The organism is Pseudomonas fluorescens (assembly GCF_900215245.1).
GTDB classification, from domain to species: domain Bacteria; phylum Pseudomonadota; class Gammaproteobacteria; order Pseudomonadales; family Pseudomonadaceae; genus Aquipseudomonas; species Aquipseudomonas fluorescens.
The window spans coordinates 4,274,764-4,290,758 of the sequence record NZ_LT907842.1 but is presented as its reverse complement, the minus strand read 5'-3'; the positions used below and the strand labels follow the sequence as shown (position 1 = coordinate 4,290,758).

16 protein-coding genes and 1 pseudogene are annotated in these 15,995 nt (G+C 60.4%); 11 read left to right on the top strand and 6 right to left on the bottom strand.

What is annotated here, in order from left to right:
- Nucleotides 1-48 precede the first annotated feature (48 nt).
- The gene (locus tag CPH89_RS20165; protein ID WP_053255221.1) at nt 49-654 is read left to right on the top strand and encodes a TetR/AcrR family transcriptional regulator; all 606 of its coding nucleotides are present in this window, start codon (nt 49-51) and stop codon (nt 652-654) included.
- A gap of 209 nt (nt 655-863) precedes the next feature.
- Nucleotides 864-1,322, top strand: coding sequence for an REP-associated tyrosine transposase (locus CPH89_RS20160; protein WP_053255220.1), 459 nt, complete (start codon nt 864-866; stop codon nt 1,320-1,322).
- Nucleotides 1,323-1,448: 126 nt separating this feature from the next.
- Here the strand turns inward: CPH89_RS20160 and CPH89_RS20155 are convergent, their stop codons facing one another.
- Nucleotides 1,449-1,889 carry a GlcG/HbpS family heme-binding protein gene (locus CPH89_RS20155; protein ID WP_053255219.1) on the bottom strand — a complete coding sequence of 147 codons (441 nt, stop codon included), beginning with the start codon at nt 1,887-1,889 and terminating at the stop codon, nt 1,449-1,451.
- A gap of 257 nt (nt 1,890-2,146) precedes the next feature.
- Here CPH89_RS20155 and gcl point away from each other — a divergent pair, with 257 nt between their 5' ends.
- The 8 genes from gcl to CPH89_RS20115 all read left to right on the top strand — a co-directional run bounded on the left by gcl (nt 2,147) and on the right by CPH89_RS20115 (nt 11,623).
- The gene (gcl, locus tag CPH89_RS20150) at nt 2,147-3,922 is read left to right on the top strand and encodes a glyoxylate carboligase (RefSeq protein ID WP_053255218.1); all 1,776 of its coding nucleotides are present in this window, start codon (nt 2,147-2,149) and stop codon (nt 3,920-3,922) included.
- Nucleotides 3,923-3,932: 10 nt separating this feature from the next.
- Nucleotides 3,933-4,715 carry a hydroxypyruvate isomerase gene (hyi, locus tag CPH89_RS20145; protein WP_053255217.1) on the top strand — a complete coding sequence of 261 codons (783 nt, stop codon included), beginning with the start codon at nt 3,933-3,935 and terminating at the stop codon, nt 4,713-4,715.
- Between the two features lie 172 nt (nt 4,716-4,887).
- Complete coding sequence (locus CPH89_RS20140) at nt 4,888-5,778, top strand: 2-hydroxy-3-oxopropionate reductase (RefSeq protein WP_053255216.1); 891 nt, start codon at nt 4,888-4,890, stop codon at nt 5,776-5,778.
- Between the two features lie 189 nt (nt 5,779-5,967).
- Nucleotides 5,968-7,248, top strand: coding sequence for a glycerate kinase type-2 family protein (locus CPH89_RS20135; RefSeq protein ID WP_053255215.1), 1,281 nt, complete (start codon nt 5,968-5,970; stop codon nt 7,246-7,248).
- Nucleotides 7,238-8,653: a pyruvate kinase gene (gene pyk / locus CPH89_RS20130; RefSeq protein ID WP_053255214.1), complete on the top strand. Its 1,416-nt coding sequence runs from the start codon at nt 7,238-7,240 to the stop codon at nt 8,651-8,653. Before CPH89_RS20135 ends, pyk begins: the two co-directional genes overlap by 11 nt.
- A gap of 131 nt (nt 8,654-8,784) precedes the next feature.
- Nucleotides 8,785-9,657 (top strand): urea transporter, encoded by an 873-nt coding sequence (locus CPH89_RS20125; protein ID WP_053255213.1) that lies wholly within the window; start codon nt 8,785-8,787, stop codon nt 9,655-9,657.
- A gap of 31 nt (nt 9,658-9,688) precedes the next feature.
- Nucleotides 9,689-10,513 carry an ion transporter gene (locus tag CPH89_RS20120; protein ID WP_053255212.1) on the top strand — a complete coding sequence of 275 codons (825 nt, stop codon included), beginning with the start codon at nt 9,689-9,691 and terminating at the stop codon, nt 10,511-10,513.
- A 105-nt stretch (nt 10,514-10,618) separates the two neighbouring features.
- A complete protein-coding gene (locus CPH89_RS20115) occupies nt 10,619-11,623 on the top strand; it encodes a sulfate ABC transporter substrate-binding protein (protein ID WP_053255211.1) in 1,005 nt (334 codons plus the stop codon).
- A gap of 134 nt (nt 11,624-11,757) precedes the next feature.
- On the opposite strand, the gene CPH89_RS20110 is transcribed toward CPH89_RS20115, so the two are convergent.
- On the bottom strand, nt 11,758-12,372 hold the full coding sequence (locus CPH89_RS20110; protein ID WP_053255210.1) for a DUF5666 domain-containing protein: 615 nt from the start codon (nt 12,370-12,372) through the stop codon (nt 11,758-11,760).
- A gap of 178 nt (nt 12,373-12,550) precedes the next feature.
- On the opposite strand from CPH89_RS20110, the gene CPH89_RS20105 reads away from it, so the two are divergent.
- On the top strand, nt 12,551-13,747 hold the full coding sequence (locus tag CPH89_RS20105) for an MFS transporter (RefSeq protein WP_069552277.1): 1,197 nt from the start codon (nt 12,551-12,553) through the stop codon (nt 13,745-13,747).
- A 5-nt stretch (nt 13,748-13,752) separates the two neighbouring features.
- Here the strand turns inward: CPH89_RS20105 and CPH89_RS20100 are convergent, their stop codons facing one another.
- The 4 genes and pseudogenes from CPH89_RS20100 to CPH89_RS20085 all read right to left on the bottom strand — a co-directional run bounded on the left by CPH89_RS20100 (nt 13,753) and on the right by CPH89_RS20085 (nt 15,989).
- A complete protein-coding gene (locus tag CPH89_RS20100) occupies nt 13,753-14,157 on the bottom strand; it encodes a type II toxin-antitoxin system HicB family antitoxin (RefSeq protein WP_003210603.1) in 405 nt (134 codons plus the stop codon).
- 21 nt (nt 14,158-14,178) lie between these two features.
- A pseudogene (locus CPH89_RS20095) lies at nt 14,179-14,366 on the bottom strand (type II toxin-antitoxin system HicA family toxin).
- A 52-nt stretch (nt 14,367-14,418) separates the two neighbouring features.
- Nucleotides 14,419-14,994, bottom strand: coding sequence for a zinc metalloprotease (locus tag CPH89_RS30630; protein ID WP_053255208.1), 576 nt, complete (start codon nt 14,992-14,994; stop codon nt 14,419-14,421).
- A 221-nt stretch (nt 14,995-15,215) separates the two neighbouring features.
- Complete coding sequence (locus CPH89_RS20085) at nt 15,216-15,989, bottom strand: M10 family metallopeptidase C-terminal domain-containing protein (protein WP_157750151.1); 774 nt, start codon at nt 15,987-15,989, stop codon at nt 15,216-15,218.
- Between the last annotated feature and the right edge of the window lie 6 nt (nt 15,990-15,995).

Here is a 15,995-nt window from a genome sequence, read left to right as displayed (position 1 = left end):
GGTGCTACCATGCCCGACCGCCTGTCTTGGCAAGGATATTCCTGGTTTATGAGCACCATTCGCGAGCGCAATAAAGAACTGATCCTGCGGGCGGCCAGCGAGGAGTTTGCCGACAAGGGCTTCGCCGCGACCAAAACCAGCGATATCGCCGCCAAAGCCGGGCTGCCCAAGCCCAACGTCTATTACTACTTCAAGTCCAAGGACAACCTCTACCGCGAGGTGCTCGAAAGCATTATCGAACCGATCCTGGCCGCGTCCACCCCATTCAATCCGCAGGGCGAACCTTCGGTGGTGTTGAGCAACTACATCCGCTCGAAAATCCGCATCTCCCGCGACCTGCCGTTTGCCTCCAAGGTATTCGCCAGCGAAATCATGCACGGCGCGCCGCACCTCACCGCCGACCAGGTCGAACAGCTCAACGCCCAGGCCAAGCACAATATCGACTGCATCCAAAGCTGGGTGGATCGCGGCTTGATCGCGCCCATTGACCCCAATCACTTGATGTTCAGCATCTGGGCGGCGACGCAGACGTATGCGGATTTTGATTGGCAAATTTCCGCGGTGACCGGGAAAGCCAAGCTGGATGACGCCGACTACGAGGCGGCGGCGCAGACGATTATTCGGTTGGTGCTTAAAGGGTGTGAGCCGGACTGATAGTCCGCGGTGTAGCCAAGATTCGCGAGCAAGCCCGCTCCCACACTTTCCCATGCCAGACACAAAATGTATGAGCGCCCCAGGACCAATGTGGGAGCGGGCTTGCTCGCGAAAGCGCCCTCCCAGACACATCCTGAACAACGCCAGGCAATCATCTACGGACTCCTCAATCTAGCCTCTCAGGACACCACTTGAAGAGAGGCAAAGGAATGCCTTATCCAGCTGCTTCACATCGCCTGCGCATCGGGCGATTCAGCGAATCCAACCGTATCTACCTGATCACTACCAACACCCACGAACGCATACCGATATTCAATGACTTTCATCTGGGTCGCTTGGTGGTCTGGCAATTCAGGCTCGCTCAATACCAAAGGCTGGCAAACTCCCTGGCATGGGTGGTGATGCCTGACCACTTTCACTGGTTGATTGAACTGCAGAAGGGCTCATTGGGAGACCTGATGTGCCAGGTGAAGTCCAAAAGCACTCGAACCGTGAATGGCGCTACGGGCCGCAAGGGTCGGCTATGGCAAACCAGTTTTCATGACAGAGCGCTGCGCAAAGACGATGACTTGGTGAAGATGGCTCGGTATGTCGTGGCTAATCCGTTAAGAGCGGGATTGGTGGAGCGGATTGGCGACTATCCGCTGTGGGATGCGGTTTGGGTTTAGGTCCGGGACCGAGTTGCCCCTTTCGCGAGCAAGCCCGCTCCCACATTTGACTGCATTCCAAGGCTTGAACTCAGTCAAATGTGGGAGCGGGCTTGCTCGCGAAGAGGCCCGCCCAGTCACCTCACATCAAGCCGAAACCCCCGCATCCGCCAACAACCCCACCCCCTCAATTGCCGTAATCGCGCATTGCTCGTCAATATCCGAGGTGTCCCCGCTGATCCCGATCGCGCCGAGCACCACACCCTTCTGATCACGAATCAACACCCCGCCCCGCGCAGGCACCACGCTGCCCTGCCCCAGGCTGTTCAACGCCGCGATAAAGGCCGGGCGTTGCTGCGCGTCCAACGCCAGCAAACGCGAGCCCTTGCCCAGGGCGATCGCGCCCCAGGCCTTGCCAATCGCGATTTGCGGGCGCAGCAGGCTGGCGCCGTCTTCGCGCTGCAGGGTGACCAAGTGGCCGCCACTGTCGAGCACCGCAATGGTGAGCGGCGCGGCGGAAATGGTGCGGCCTGCGGTGATGGCCTGACCGGCCAGGTTGACTGCGAGTTTCAAGGTTAAAGCGCTCATAGCTGCCGTCCTTATCTTGTTATGGGTAAAGCGGTGGAGGTCTGATTGATCAGAAGCTCGATCAAACAAATAGAACACAATGACATTTGTTTTTGTATACAATATTTTCGCAAAAAGGCCCCATACGTCGAAAAAAGCCGTTCCGACGAACGCAAAGATCAATGAATGAAATGGATTGACCTACGCCGCTCGCCGTGAATACACTTTGGACAGACACCACTTGTATACAATTACAAAACGCAAGAGGCACCAAAACCATGAGCAAAATGAGAGCAATCGAAGCCGCAGTCCTCGTGATGCGCCGTGAAGGGGTCGACACCGCCTTCGGTATCCCGGGCGCCGCGATCAACCCGCTGTATTCGGCCTTGCAGAAGGTCGGTGGCATCGATCACGTCCTTGCTCGCCACGTTGAAGGCGCCTCGCACATGGCCGAGGGCTACACCCGCACCAAGGCCGGCAACATCGGCGTGTGCATCGGTACGTCGGGCCCGGCGGGCACCGACATGGTCACCGGCCTGTACAGCGCCTCGGCCGACTCGATCCCGATTCTCTGCATCACCGGCCAAGCCCCGCGTGCACGCATGCACAAGGAAGATTTCCAGGCGGTCGATATCACCAGCATCGTCAAGCCAGTGACCAAGTGGGCGACCACCGTCCTCGAACCCGGCCAGGTGCCCTACGCGTTCCAGAAAGCTTTCTATGAAATGCGCTCCGGCCGCCCCGGCCCGGTGCTGATCGACCTGCCGTTTGACGTGCAGATGGCCGAGATTGAATTCGACATCGACGCCTACCAGCCACTGCCGCTCGCTAAACCGCTGGCCACGCGCATCCAGGTCGAAAAAGCCCTGGCGCTGCTCGACCAGGCCGAGCGCCCGTTGCTGGTGAGCGGCGGCGGCGTGATCAACGCCGACGCCAGCGAACTGCTGGTGGAGTTCGCCGAGCTGACCGGCATCCCGGTGATCCCGACCCTGATGGGCTGGGGCACGATCCCGGACGACCACCCGCTGATGGTGGGCATGGTCGGCCTGCAAACCTCGCACCGATATGGCAACGCGACGATGCTCAAATCGGACGTGGTGCTGGGCATCGGTAACCGCTGGGCCAACCGCCACACCGGTTCGGTGGAGGTGTACACCGAAGGGCGCAAATTCATTCATGTGGACATCGAGCCGACGCAAATCGGCCGCGTGTTCACGCCGGACCTGGGCATCGTCTCCGACGCCGGTTCCGCACTGACGATGTTCATTGAAGTGGCCCGCGAGTGGAAAGCCGCCGGCAAGCTCAAGGACCGCAGTGCCTGGCTGCATGACTGCCAGCAGCGCAAGGCCACCCTGCACCGCAAAACCCACTTCGACAACGTGCCGGTCAAGCCGCAACGGGTGTACGAAGAGATGAACCAGGTGTTCGGCAAAGACACCTGCTACGTCAGCACCATCGGGCTGTCGCAGATTGCCGGCGCGCAATTCCTGCACGTCTACAAGCCGCGCCACTGGATCAACTGTGGCCAGGCCGGCCCGCTCGGCTGGACCATTCCCGCAGCCCTCGGTGTGGTCAAGGCTGACCCGAGCCGCAAGGTGGTGGCGTTGTCCGGCGACTATGACTTCCAGTTCATGATCGAAGAACTGGCCGTGGGCGCGCAGTTCAAACTGCCGTACATCCACGTGGTGGTGAACAACTCCTACCTGGGTTTGATCCGTCAGGCCCAACGCGGGTTTGAAATGGATTACTGCGTGCAGTTGTCCTTCGACAACCTCAACGCCCCGGAACTCAACGGGTATGGCGTAGACCACGTCGCCGTCGCCGAAGGCCTGGGGTGCAAGGCCCTGCGGGTGTTCGAGCCGGGCCAGATCCAGCCGGCCCTGCGCAAGGCCCAGGAAATGATCGAGGAATTCAAGGTTCCGGTGATCGTTGAGATTATTCTGGAGCGCGTGACCAATATTTCCATGGGCACCGAGATCAACGCCGTCAACGAATTCGAAGATCTGGCACTGGTCGGCAACGATGCGCCGACTGCCATTTCCCTGCTCGACTAAGGAGAACCCTATGCCGCGTTTTGCCGCCAACCTGTCCATGCTGTTTACCGAACAGGACTTTCTTGCCCGTTTCAAAGCGGCTGCCGATGCTGGCTTTCAAGGTGTCGAGTACCTGTTCCCGTACGAATTCAGCTCCGCCGAGATCAAGGCGCAGCTTGACGCCAACGGCCTGACCCAAGTGCTGTTCAACCTGCCGGCAGGTGACTGGGCCAAGGGCGAACGCGGCCTGGCGTGCCACCCGGACCGCGTCGAAGAGTTCCGTGCCGGGGTCAAGCTCGCCATCGCCTACGCCCAGGTGCTCGGCAACACGCAGATCAACTGCCTGGCGGGCATCCGTCCGCAAGGCGTTGACGACGAGACCCTGGAAAAAACCTTTGTCGCCAACCTCAAGTACGCGGCCGACAAGCTGCAAGCGGTGGGCATCAAGCTGGTGATGGAAGCGATCAACACCCGCGATATCCCGGGCTTCTACTTGAACAACACGGCACAGGCCCTGTCGATTCGCGAGCAGGTGGGCAGCGCCAACCTGTTCCTGCAATACGACATCTACCACATGCAAATCATGGAAGGTGATTTGGCCCGGACCATGGCTGCGCACCTGGGTGAAATCAACCACATCCAGCTGGCAGACAACCCGGGGCGCAACGAACCGGGGACCGGTGAGATCAACTACCGCTTCCTGTTCGAGCATTTGGACCGCATCGGTTACACCGGTTGGGTCGGCTGTGAATACAAGCCGTTGACCACCACCGAAGCGGGATTGAGCTGGCTCAAGACCCACAACGCCATCTAACAGACGCACCACCGAACGGTGCGGGTGCTGGCTTGCCGGCGATGCTGACACTGCGGCGTCCCCGGCATAACCCGTGGATGCCATCGCAGGCGAGCCAGCTCCCACCGCAGAGCTTCGGTGTTTGGCAGACCCGAGACAGGCCTGCCCACCTAATAACAAGAGGATTTTGATCATGGCTAAAATCGGCTTTATCGGCACCGGCATCATGGGCCAACCCATGGCCGCCAACCTGCAGAAAGCAGGTCACCAATTGTTCCTGTCCGAACACCACGGCAAGGCCCCGCAAGCGCTGATCGACGCCGGCGCCGTGGCCCTGACCAACCCGCAGCAAGTGGCGCAGGAAGCCGAATTCATCATCGTGATGGTGCCCGACACCCCACAGGTCGATGACGTGCTGTTCCGCACCGACGGTGTTGCCGCCGGGTTGTCGCCGAACAAGGTGGTAATCGACATGAGTTCGATCTCCCCCACCGCCACCAAGGCCTTCGCCGCCAAGATCAACCAGACCGGCGCGCACTACCTCGATGCACCGGTGTCCGGCGGTGAAGTCGGCGCCAAGGGCGGCACCTTGAGCATCATGGTCGGTGGCGAGCCGCAGACGTTTGAACGCGCCCTGCCGCTGTTCCAGAGCATGGGCAAGAACATCACGCTGGTCGGTGGCAATGGCGATGGCCAGACCGCCAAAGTGGCCAACCAGATCATCGTCGCACTGAACATCCAGGCCGTGGCCGAAGCACTGCTGTTCGCCTCGAAAAACGGTGCCGACCCGGCCAAGGTGCGCGAAGCGCTGATGGGCGGCTTCGCTTCCTCGAAGATCCTTGAAGTGCACGGCGAGCGGATGATCAAGGGCACCTTCGATCCGGGCTTTCGCATCAACCTGCACCAGAAGGATCTGAACCTGGCGTTGGCCGGTGCCAAAGAGCTGGGGATCAACCTGCCGAACACCGCCGGTACGCAGCAGGTGTTCAGTACGTGCACGGCGATTGGCGGCGGCAATTGGGACCACTCCGCGCTGATCAAGGGCCTGGAGCATATGGCCAACTTTTCGATTCGCGATCAATAAGCCACACCGCTCCCACCTTTGAAATGCGGTCGAATGTGGGAGCGGGCTTGCTCGCGAAAGCGGTAGGTCAGTCAGCATGGATATTGAATGAAAGACTGCATTCGCGAGCAAGCCCGCTCCCACCTTTGATTGCATTCCAAGTCTGAAATTGATCCATCTCTAATAACAAAAATCCCCGGGAGCCCGCTTATGTCGGTCGATCCGCAACACCTGCTTCGCGAGCTGTTTGCCACAGCCATCGACGCCGCCCACCCCCGGCATGTCCTTGAACCTTATCTGCCCGCTGACCGCACAGGCCGGGTGATCGTGATCGGCGCCGGCAAAGCCGCAGCCGCCATGGCACTCGTCGTCGAGAACGGCTGGCAAGGCGAAGTCACCGGCCTGGTGGTCACCCGCTACGGCCACGGCGCGCCGTGCAAAAAAATCGAAGTGGTCGAGGCCGCTCACCCGGTGCCGGATGCCGCCGGCCTGGCGGTGGCCACGCGTGTGCTGGAACTGATCAGCCACCTGGGTGAAGACGACCGGGTGATTTTCCTGCTGTCCGGCGGTGGCTCGGCCTTGCTGGCGCTGCCCGCCGAAGGCATCACCCTGGCCGACAAGCAAGCCATCAACAAAGCGCTGCTTAAATCCGGCGCGACCATTGGCGAGATGAATTGCGTGCGCAAACACCTCTCGGCCATCAAGGGCGGCCGATTGGCCAAAGCCGCATGGCCCGCGACGGTGTACACCTACGCAATTTCCGACGTGCCGGGCGACCAGGCCACCGTCATCGCCTCCGGCCCCACCGTCGGCGACCCGAGCACGTCGCAACAAGCCCTGGCAATTCTCAAGCGCTACGGGATCGACGCGCCCGCCTCAGTGCGCAGCTGGTTGCAGAGCCCAGCCTCGGAAACCGTCAAACCCGGCGACCCGGTGCTGGCCCGCAGTCACTTCCAGTTGATCGCCCGCCCGCAGCAATCCCTGGAAGCGGTGGCGGTGAAAGTACGCCAGGCCGGGTTCAGCCCGCTGATCCTCGGCGACCTCGAAGGCGAAGCGCGGGACGTGGCCAAGGTACACGCCGGCATTGCCCGGCAGATCGTGCTGCATGGCCAGCCATTGGCGGCGCCGTGCGTGATTCTGTCCGGCGGTGAAACCACCGTCACCGTGCGCGGCAACGGCCGTGGCGGGCGCAACGCCGAATTCCTGCTGAGCCTGACCGACAGCCTGAAAGGCCTGCCCGGCGTGTACGCCCTGGCCGGGGACACCGACGGCATTGACGGTTCGGAAGACAACGCCGGGGCGATCATGACCCCGACCAGCTACGCCCGCGCCGAGGCCTTGGGCTTGTCGGCCAGCGACGAGCTGGATAACAACAATGGCTACGGCTATTTCGCCGCGCTCGACGGTTTGATCGTTACCGAGCCGACGCGCACCAACGTCAATGACTTCCGCGCCATCCTGATTCTCGAGACTGCCCACCATGACGCCTGACAAGAAGGTCAAAATCCTCGCCACCCTCGGCCCCGCCACCGACGGCATCGATGACATCCGCGAGCTGGTGCAAGCCGGGGTGAATATCTTCCGCCTCAACTTCAGCCACGGCGACCATGCCGATCACGCCCAGCGCTACCAGTGGATTCGCCAAGTGGAGCGCCAGCTGAATTACCCGCTGGGCATCCTGATGGACCTGCAGGGGCCAAAATTGCGGGTCGGGCAGTTTGCCGAGGGCAAGGTGCAACTGGTGCGCGGCCAGGCCCTGCGCCTGGACCTGGACCCGACACCGGGCGATCAGTGCCGGGTCAACCTGCCGCACCCGGAAATCATCGCCGCGCTGGAGCCGGGCATGGACCTGCTGTTGGACGACGGCAAGTTGCGCCTGCGGGTCATCACCAAACACGCCGGGGCCATCGACACCACCGTGCTGAATGGCGGCGAATTGTCCGACCGCAAAGGCGTGAATGTCCCACAAGCCCTGTTGGAACTCAGCCCATTGACCGCCAAAGACCGCCGCGACCTGAGCTTCGGCCTGGAGCTGGGTGTGGACTGGGTGGCGCTGTCATTCGTACAACGCCCGGAAGATATCCGCGAGGCCCGCGAGCTGATCGGTGACAAGGCGTTTCTGATGGCCAAAATCGAAAAACCCTCAGCCGTGCAGCGCTTGCAGGCAATCGCCGAACTGAGCGATGCAATCATGGTGGCCAGAGGCGACCTGGGTGTTGAAGTGCCCGCCGAAAGCGTGCCGCAAATCCAGAAAGACATCATCAGCACCTGCCGCCAATTGGGCAAACCGGTGGTCGTGGCCACGCAGATGCTCGAATCCATGCGGTTTTCTCCAGCACCGACCCGCGCCGAAGTGACGGATGTGGCCAATGCCGTGGCCGAAGGCGCGGACGCGGTGATGCTGTCGGCGGAAACCGCCTCGGGCGAATACCCGCTGGAAGCCGTGCAGATGATGAGCAAGATCATCCGCCAGGTGGAAAACGGCCCGGATTACCAAACGCAACTGGACGTGAGCCGGCCCAAGGCCGACGCCACGGTGTCGGACGCGATCAGCTGCGCGATCCGGCGTATCAGCAGCATCCTGCCGGTGGCGGTGCTGGTGAACTACAGCGAGTCCGGCAGCTCCAGCCTGCGCGCGGCGCGGGAGCGCCCGGTGGCCCCGATCCTCAACCTTACGCCGAACCTGTCCACCGCCCGGCGTTTGAGCCTGGCGTGGGGCGTGCATTCGGTGGTCAATGATCGGCTGCGCCAGGTGGATGAGGTGTGTTCCACCGCGCTGGAAATTGCCCAGGCCCAAGGGATGGCGCAGCGCGGGGATACGTTGGTGATTACTGCGGGGGTGCCGTTTGGGCAGCCGGGGTCGACCAACTCGCTGCGCATCGAGACGTTGATCTAGCGCCTGTAAGGGCCCCTTCGCGAGCAAGCCCGCTCCCACATTTTGATCACTGTTCGACATGACAACTCGGTCGAATGTGGGAGCGGGCTTGCTCGCGAAGGGGGCAACTCGGTCCCTCAGACTCACTCACCATGCCCAACCAACCCTGCCCCGACTGGGCTGAAGCCCTGCTCAATGGCTTCAGCCAGATCTTCCTGCAGCGCCAGCCGCTGTGCGGCCTGCTGTGCCTGCTGGCCATCCTGATCGGCGCCCCGACCTTGCTCGGCGGGGCACTGTTGGGTGGCGTGGCCGGGTTGCTCACGGCCCAGCGCCGGGGCTATCCCAAGGCGGAACGTCAGGCCGGCCTTTATAGTTATAACGGTGTGCTGCTGGGCTTGTTGATCAGCCAGCATTTCGCTTGGTCGGCCTTATTGCCGCCGTTGATCCTGGCGTGCGGCGGCCTGAGTGCGATGCTCACGCGGCAATGGTTAAAACATGCCCGCCAGCCGGATGACTTGTCTGCGTACACCGCGCCCTTCGTCGGCCTGGGTTGGCTGCTGATCGGCAGCGCGCCTCAACCTACGTTCGCCCTGGTTGCGCCCGACGTTCTGTCTGTGGTCAGTGCGCCCTTTACCGGCCTTGCGAAAGTCATGCTGCTGGACCAACCACTGGCGGGAGTCTTGATTGCCGTCGGCCTGGTGTTGGCCAACCGTCGCGCCGCCCTGTGGGCCTTGATTGGCGCCACCGCCGGCGTGCTGGTCGCTTTACTGCTCGATGAACCCGCCAGCGCCCTCCTCGGCCTGTACAGCTACAACCCGGCCCTGGCAGCACTGGCCTTGAGCCAATCTCGCCGCCAGCCGTGGCTGCCACTGTTGGGTATCCTGCTGGCGATCATCCTCACGCCGGGGTTTGCCGCCTTGCACCTGCCTGCGCTGACTGCGCCGTTTATCCTCGCCTGCTGGCTGGTGCGCGCCACGCAGCGGATGTTCAAAGCCCGCGTGGACAGCCCGTTCGAATCCCCCTAGGCTTGCTCGATATTCGATTCAGGCGGGTTTTATGGACAGCAACAGCGACTGGCGTCAGCGCCTCTATGTCATGGTATTCCAGAGCGACACCGCAGCCGGGCGGCGCTTTGACGGCATCCTGCTACTGATCATTCTTGCCAGCATTGTGATCGTGATGCTCGACAGCATCGACGAAATCCACCAGAACTATGCCGATGTGCTGGCCTACATCGAATGGGGCTTCACCGTTATCTTCGCCATTGAGTACGGCTTGCGGCTGTACTGCTCGCCCAAACCGTTGCGCTATGCCTTCAGCTTTTATGGCCTGGTGGACTTGCTGGCCATCGTGCCGGGCATCCTCGCGCTGTATTACAGCGACGCCCAATACCTGCTGATCATCCGCATCATTCGGATGCTGCGGATTTTCCGCGTGCTCAAGCTCAGCCCCTACCTCAAGCAAGCCAACTACCTGATGGCGGCGCTGCGCGGCAGCAAACAGAAGATCGTGGTGTTCCTGGTCAGCGTGTGCACCCTGGTGACGGTATTCGGCACCCTGATGTATGTGATTGAAGGCCCGGAACACGGGTTCACCAGCATTCCCAAGGGCATCTATTGGGCGATCGTGACCCTCACCACCGTAGGCTTTGGCGACATCGTGCCGAAGACCCCGCTGGGCCAGGTGATTTCGTCGCTGGTGATGATCACCGGTTACTCGATCATCGCCGTGCCCACCGGGATTTTCACCGCCGAGCTGGCCAGTGCAATGCGCGGTGAACAACTGCAACACGCCTGCCCGGTGTGCAAGAAAGACAGCCACGAACCCAACGCGGCATTTTGCTCGCGCTGCGGCAGTAACTTGTTTCATAAAGTGGAATAAGCAAAGTTCGTTTTAATCTTTAAACGTCTATGCAAGCCCGGCTATAGTCGCTGGCAAATTGCCCTCACTCAATCAACAACCTTCTCGAACAACAAGGAATGAGCAGTGAAAAAACTTGTTAGCGCGTCTCTCCTGGCCGCCGGCCTAGCCCTGGCGGGCGCCGTTCAGGCCGCCCCCGTCACACTGCTCAACGTCTCGTATGACGTAATGCGCGATTTCTACAAGGACTACAACGCCGCCTTCCAGAAACACTGGGAAGCCGAGCACCCCAACGACAAACTGACCCTGCAAATGTCCTTCGGCGGCTCCAGCAAACAGGCCCGTTCCGTGATCGATGGCCTGCCGGCTGACGTCATCACCATGAACATGGCCACCGACATCAACGCCCTGGCGGACAACGGCAAACTGGTGCCGGACAACTGGGTGACCCGCCTGCCGAACAACAGCGCGCCGTTCACCTCGGCCACGGTGTTCATCGTGCGTAAAGGCAACCCGAAAGCCCTGAAAGACTGGCCGGATTTGCTCAAGGATGGTGTGCAAGTCATCGTGCCTAACCCGAAGACCTCCGGTAATGGGCGCTACACCTACCTGTCGGCCTGGGGTTATGTGCTGAAGAACGGCGGCGACGAGGAAAAGGCCAAGAAGTTTGTCGGCGACCTGTTCAAACACGCGCCCGTGCTGGACACCGGTGGCCGTGCGGCGACCACCACGTTCATGACCAACCAGATCGGCGACGTGCTGGTGACGTTTGAAAACGAAGCCGAAATGATCGCCCGTGAATTCGGCCGTGATCAGTTCGAAGTGATCTACCCAAGCGTTTCCGCTGAAGCTGAGCCGCCGGTGTCGATCGTCGACAAAGTGGTCGAGAAGAAAGGCACCAAAGTGGCTGCCGAGGAATACCTGAAATACCTGTGGTCGCCGGAAGGCCAGGAAATTGCTGCCAACAACTACCTGCGTCCACGTGACCCGGCAGTGCTGGCCAAGTACACCGACCGTTTCCCTAAAGTCGACTTCCTGTCGGTCGAGAAGACCTTCGGGGACTGGCGCACCGTGCAGAAAACCCACTTCAATGACGGTGGGGTCTTTGACCAGATCTATTCCGGTCAGTGATAACTGAACAAACACGGTAAAAAAAGTGCGAGCGGGCTTGCTCGCAAAGGCGGGGGTTCAGTCGATTGATTCGGTGACTGACACTCCGCCTTTGCGAGCAAGCCCGCTCCCACATTGGGCGCTCTGCCCGCCAGTTACATCGGCGGCGTCACGCCATCCTTGCCGGCAGAAATCGCCTGAGCGGTGATCGTTCCGTCCGCGCCTTGGGCCGCAAACAGCACCACCTTCACGCCCGGTTTGAGCAAGCTGCGATCCCCCGGTTCCAGGTTGACGATCGGCACATCATCCGGCACCACAATCTTCTGCTCACCGCCTTTGTACTTCACCGTCAGGGTGCGCCCGTGGCTGACCACCAGGTCACCGACGGTGCCGTTGGTCATGCTGCTGCCCTCTTTCAAATCAAACGCACGATGCCCGTCGCCCGTGCCGGCCATCGCCGGTGGAAACACGTGCACTTCCAGCGCCGTGAGGGTGCCGTCGGCGTTGGGCATGGCAGCGGAACCGATGTAGCTGCCAGGCTTGATCTCATCGATCTTGGCCAGGGTGACGGCGCGTACCTGGGTGGCGTTGGTCAAGTGCACGGTGACGTCCTCACCGCTGCTGACCTTGACCTGCATCGCGTCGCCGTCCATCGCGGTGATGGCGCCGCGCACACCCACACGCGGGGCTTCAGCGGCATTGGCCAAGCCAATCGCCATGGCCGCGGCGAGGGTTGAAGCCATGAGCATCTTGTTCAACGTGATCTTCATGAACGTGGATTTCCTGTTTCGGCAGTTGTGGCTGAATGTATCATTGCCGTACGACCCGAAAGTTAACGTTTCAGTCATTAATTTCCAGCATGAGTGATATCACTGCGAGCGCTCTACTCCGGCCGCGGCGATGCCTTTACTCTCGCATGCCTTCTTCCTACGCTTTAACGAGAACTCCATGAACGCTACCCCACACGCTGCGAGCACCATGACCCGAGGCATGGTGATGTTGTTTGCGTTCTGTTGCGGCGCCATTGTGGCCAACATCTACTATGCCCAACCGATCATCGAGTTGATTGCGCCGGACATCGGCCTGACCCCGGCGATGGCCAGCCTGATTGTGTCGCTGACACAAATCGGCTACGCGCTTGGCCTGTTCTTCCTGGTGCCGCTGGGCGACCTGCTGGAAAACCGAAAACTGATGATTGCCACCACCGTGGTGGCCATCGCCAGCCTGTTGGGCGCAGCGTTTACCGAGCAACCGAATCTGTTCCTGCTCGTATCGCTGCTGATCGGTTTCAGTTCCGTCTCGGTGCAAATTCTGATCCCGCTGGCCGCGCACCTGGCACCTGCCGAATCCCGTGGCCGGGTGGTCGGCAGCATCATGGGCGGGCTGCTGCTCGGTATCCTGCTGGCACGGCCGGTGTCCAGCGTCGTGGCCGACCATTTCGGCTGGCGTGCGATGTTCATGGCCGCCGCCGCGTTGATGGCATTTATCAGCGTGGTGCTGTTGCTGACCATCCCCAAACGGCAACCCGACCACAGCGCCAGCTACGGCCAACTGCTGCGCTCGCTCGGCACCCTGCTGCGCCAGCAACCGGTATTGCGCCAACGGGCGTTTTACCAAGGCTGCATGTTCGCCACGTTCAGCCTGTTCTGGACGGCTGCCCCGCTGGAACTGGCGCGCAATCACGGCCTGAGCCAAAGCGAGATCGCACTGTTTGCCCTCGTTGGCGCCCTGGGCGCTATTGCCGCCCCCATCGCCGGGCGCCTCGCCGACGCCGGTCACACGCACCGCGCCTCGCTGCTGGCCATGCTGTTCGCCGCGTTGAGCTTCCTGCCGGCGTTTGTGCACCCGTTGTACAGCGTGATCGGCCTGGCGGTGACCGGTGTAGTCCTGGACTTCTGCGTGCAGATGAACATGGTCCTCGGCCAGCGCGCCATCTACGCCCTTGACGCCAACAGCCGCAGCCGCCTGAACGCGCTGTACATGACCAGCATTTTCATCGGCGGCGCCTTCGGCTCGGCGATTGCCAGCAGCGTGTATGAACACGGCGGCTGGCTGGGCGTGATGCTGGTGGGCAGTGCGTTCCCGCTGGTGGCGTTGTTGCGGTTCCTGAGTGCATCGCGGCAAGGGGCGGTGGCCACCGCCTAATCCAACTACAACCGCACCAACTTCTCCAAAGCCGCATCCGCCAGAAATGACGAGCGGCTTTTTACTTTGTGCTCGCGCACATAGCGGTCGATACGCTGGATCACGTAGCCGGGCAAGGTCACGTTGACCTTCTCGGTCTTGCCCAGATACGGCGAAATGTCGAGTTCCAACATCCCCCAGCCCATGCCGGCGTATTCCTCATTGTCATGATGGGCGGCCACCGACGTTGGCATCGGAATCACCCGGCCTTCTGCGGCGATCTCCTGCAACAGGATGTGCGCGACTTCAACCGCCGCGTTGTAGGCCTCTTCAAAACTGTCCCCGGCGGTCACGGCACCTGGAATATCGGGGATCTGAATACCGGTGGCGACAAAGTCATCGCCCCATTCGATACAGATTGGGTATTGCATGGAAAATCTCCTTAAACCGTCCTAAAACGAAAACAGCCCGGCACGTTTCCTGATACTTCGCACGGTGCCCGGGGCAGATCCTTCCTGGGATGGGGCACCAGTATCGTGTACGGGTTATAGCGATGGGTAAAAAGCTGATGGCTGCCCGTCACCCGATCCAGCACCCAACCTGCCTCTTGCAGCTCTTTGATCAATAGCCTGCTTTGCACCACAGCCTCCTTGCTCCGGCCTAAATAAAAGCAACTCCAGAGTTATCTTTACTCAAGCACAGAATTCGTCAGGCTGACTGACGGCTGTTTTACCGGATGCTGGAAAACCCATGAATGTACCCCCTGATGAACCGCCGCCCCGGGACTTGTGGGCCGTGTTGTCCCCAGGCCGGAGGGTCAGGGCCTGGCCGCGGTGCGCAATAACTGCAACAACAGTGAGAGTGTCTTCGTGATCATCTCGCCTAACGCGGCCAGTGTGCCCGTCGTCGAATCTACAGGCGGCGACGCCGCCGTCGCCCCCTGGATTGCTCCTGATGTTGACGGTGCCATCAGCGCCACCGGCCTGTTCCTTGAAGGTGATATTGGCGACGTCCTGCCAGGACTGCACGGCCTGGCGCACGCGGTGTTGCTGCTGGGCGGTGAAACGCTTGTCTACGGTGTAGGTCAGGTCAACTTTCTGGTCATCGTTGCGGTCCCGAAACACCATGTTTTCCCGGGTGATGTGTTTGGCCGCCTGGTCCGTCGTATACGACGGTTTGTTATTGGCACCCACCCCGAACGGCCCAGGGTCAGACACCGGCAAGTTGTGGGGCGACAATTCAATGGCCCCAGGATAAGAACTTCTCATAAAACAGCACACTCCTTTTAACTAATAGCTAAACACCCCACTATCTCTGAATACCGTAAATCAGGAAAACTTATACCCATAACATCAGTTTAACTTTAAGCAATCCATCTCGCAGTAAAACTGCCTTTACCTGAAAGATAAAAACACCAAGGCGCGGACGTCTGCAGAGCGGATGCATAGTGCAATCAACCTTTAGACTGTACGCGCCTCAGCAAACAGTTTTATACCGGACGTTGCCGCTCAACAACCGGACCCACCAAATCCGAAGGCCTTACCCATCGGGCACTTTTAATAAGGAAGTTCGATTCACAACGCTCGGTGAGGTCTACCCCCACAAAGTAGCGGCCACTCTGAGGATTAAACTTCACCACCGTATCGCCAATACGCCCCGTGTAGTCGTCAACCAATTGCAAGGGCGTATTGATCTCCTTCATCATTTGCGTCAGATCAATCTTGTCTCTGCCACTGACAAAATCCATGATCAGGTCCGCGTTGTAATAGGGAGAATCACTGGCTTTTTCATAGCGGAATGTATTTGTACCGCCCACTCCCCAAAGGACGTCGCCGCCCGTACCGCCGGTCAACACATTGTCGACGTTGTTGCCAATCAACACGTCGTGGCCTGCGCCGCCTACGGCATTCTCCACTGTCACACCTTTACCTATCGAGACGTTATTACGCAGGCCGCCCACGCTGGAAGCCGCGCCATCACGCAGATCAATCGTCTGGTTTTGGCTGAACCCGGAAAAGTCCAGGGTATCGTTTCCGCGTCGGTCCTGTACGGTGAACCTTGGCGCACCACTAAGAGAGTGCAGGCTCATGGATCGGTTGCCGGTATTGGAGTTAAAACCGTAGACCGTATCCGAAACACCCGGCTCGGGTTCCGGCCGGCCAATCACGGCGCTCGCACTTTTATCGGCATAACGATTGCCCGGCGTTGCCGGCACTGCCGGGTTTGGTACATAAAAATTAAAAACGGAAGAGGCATTTATCACGTAACA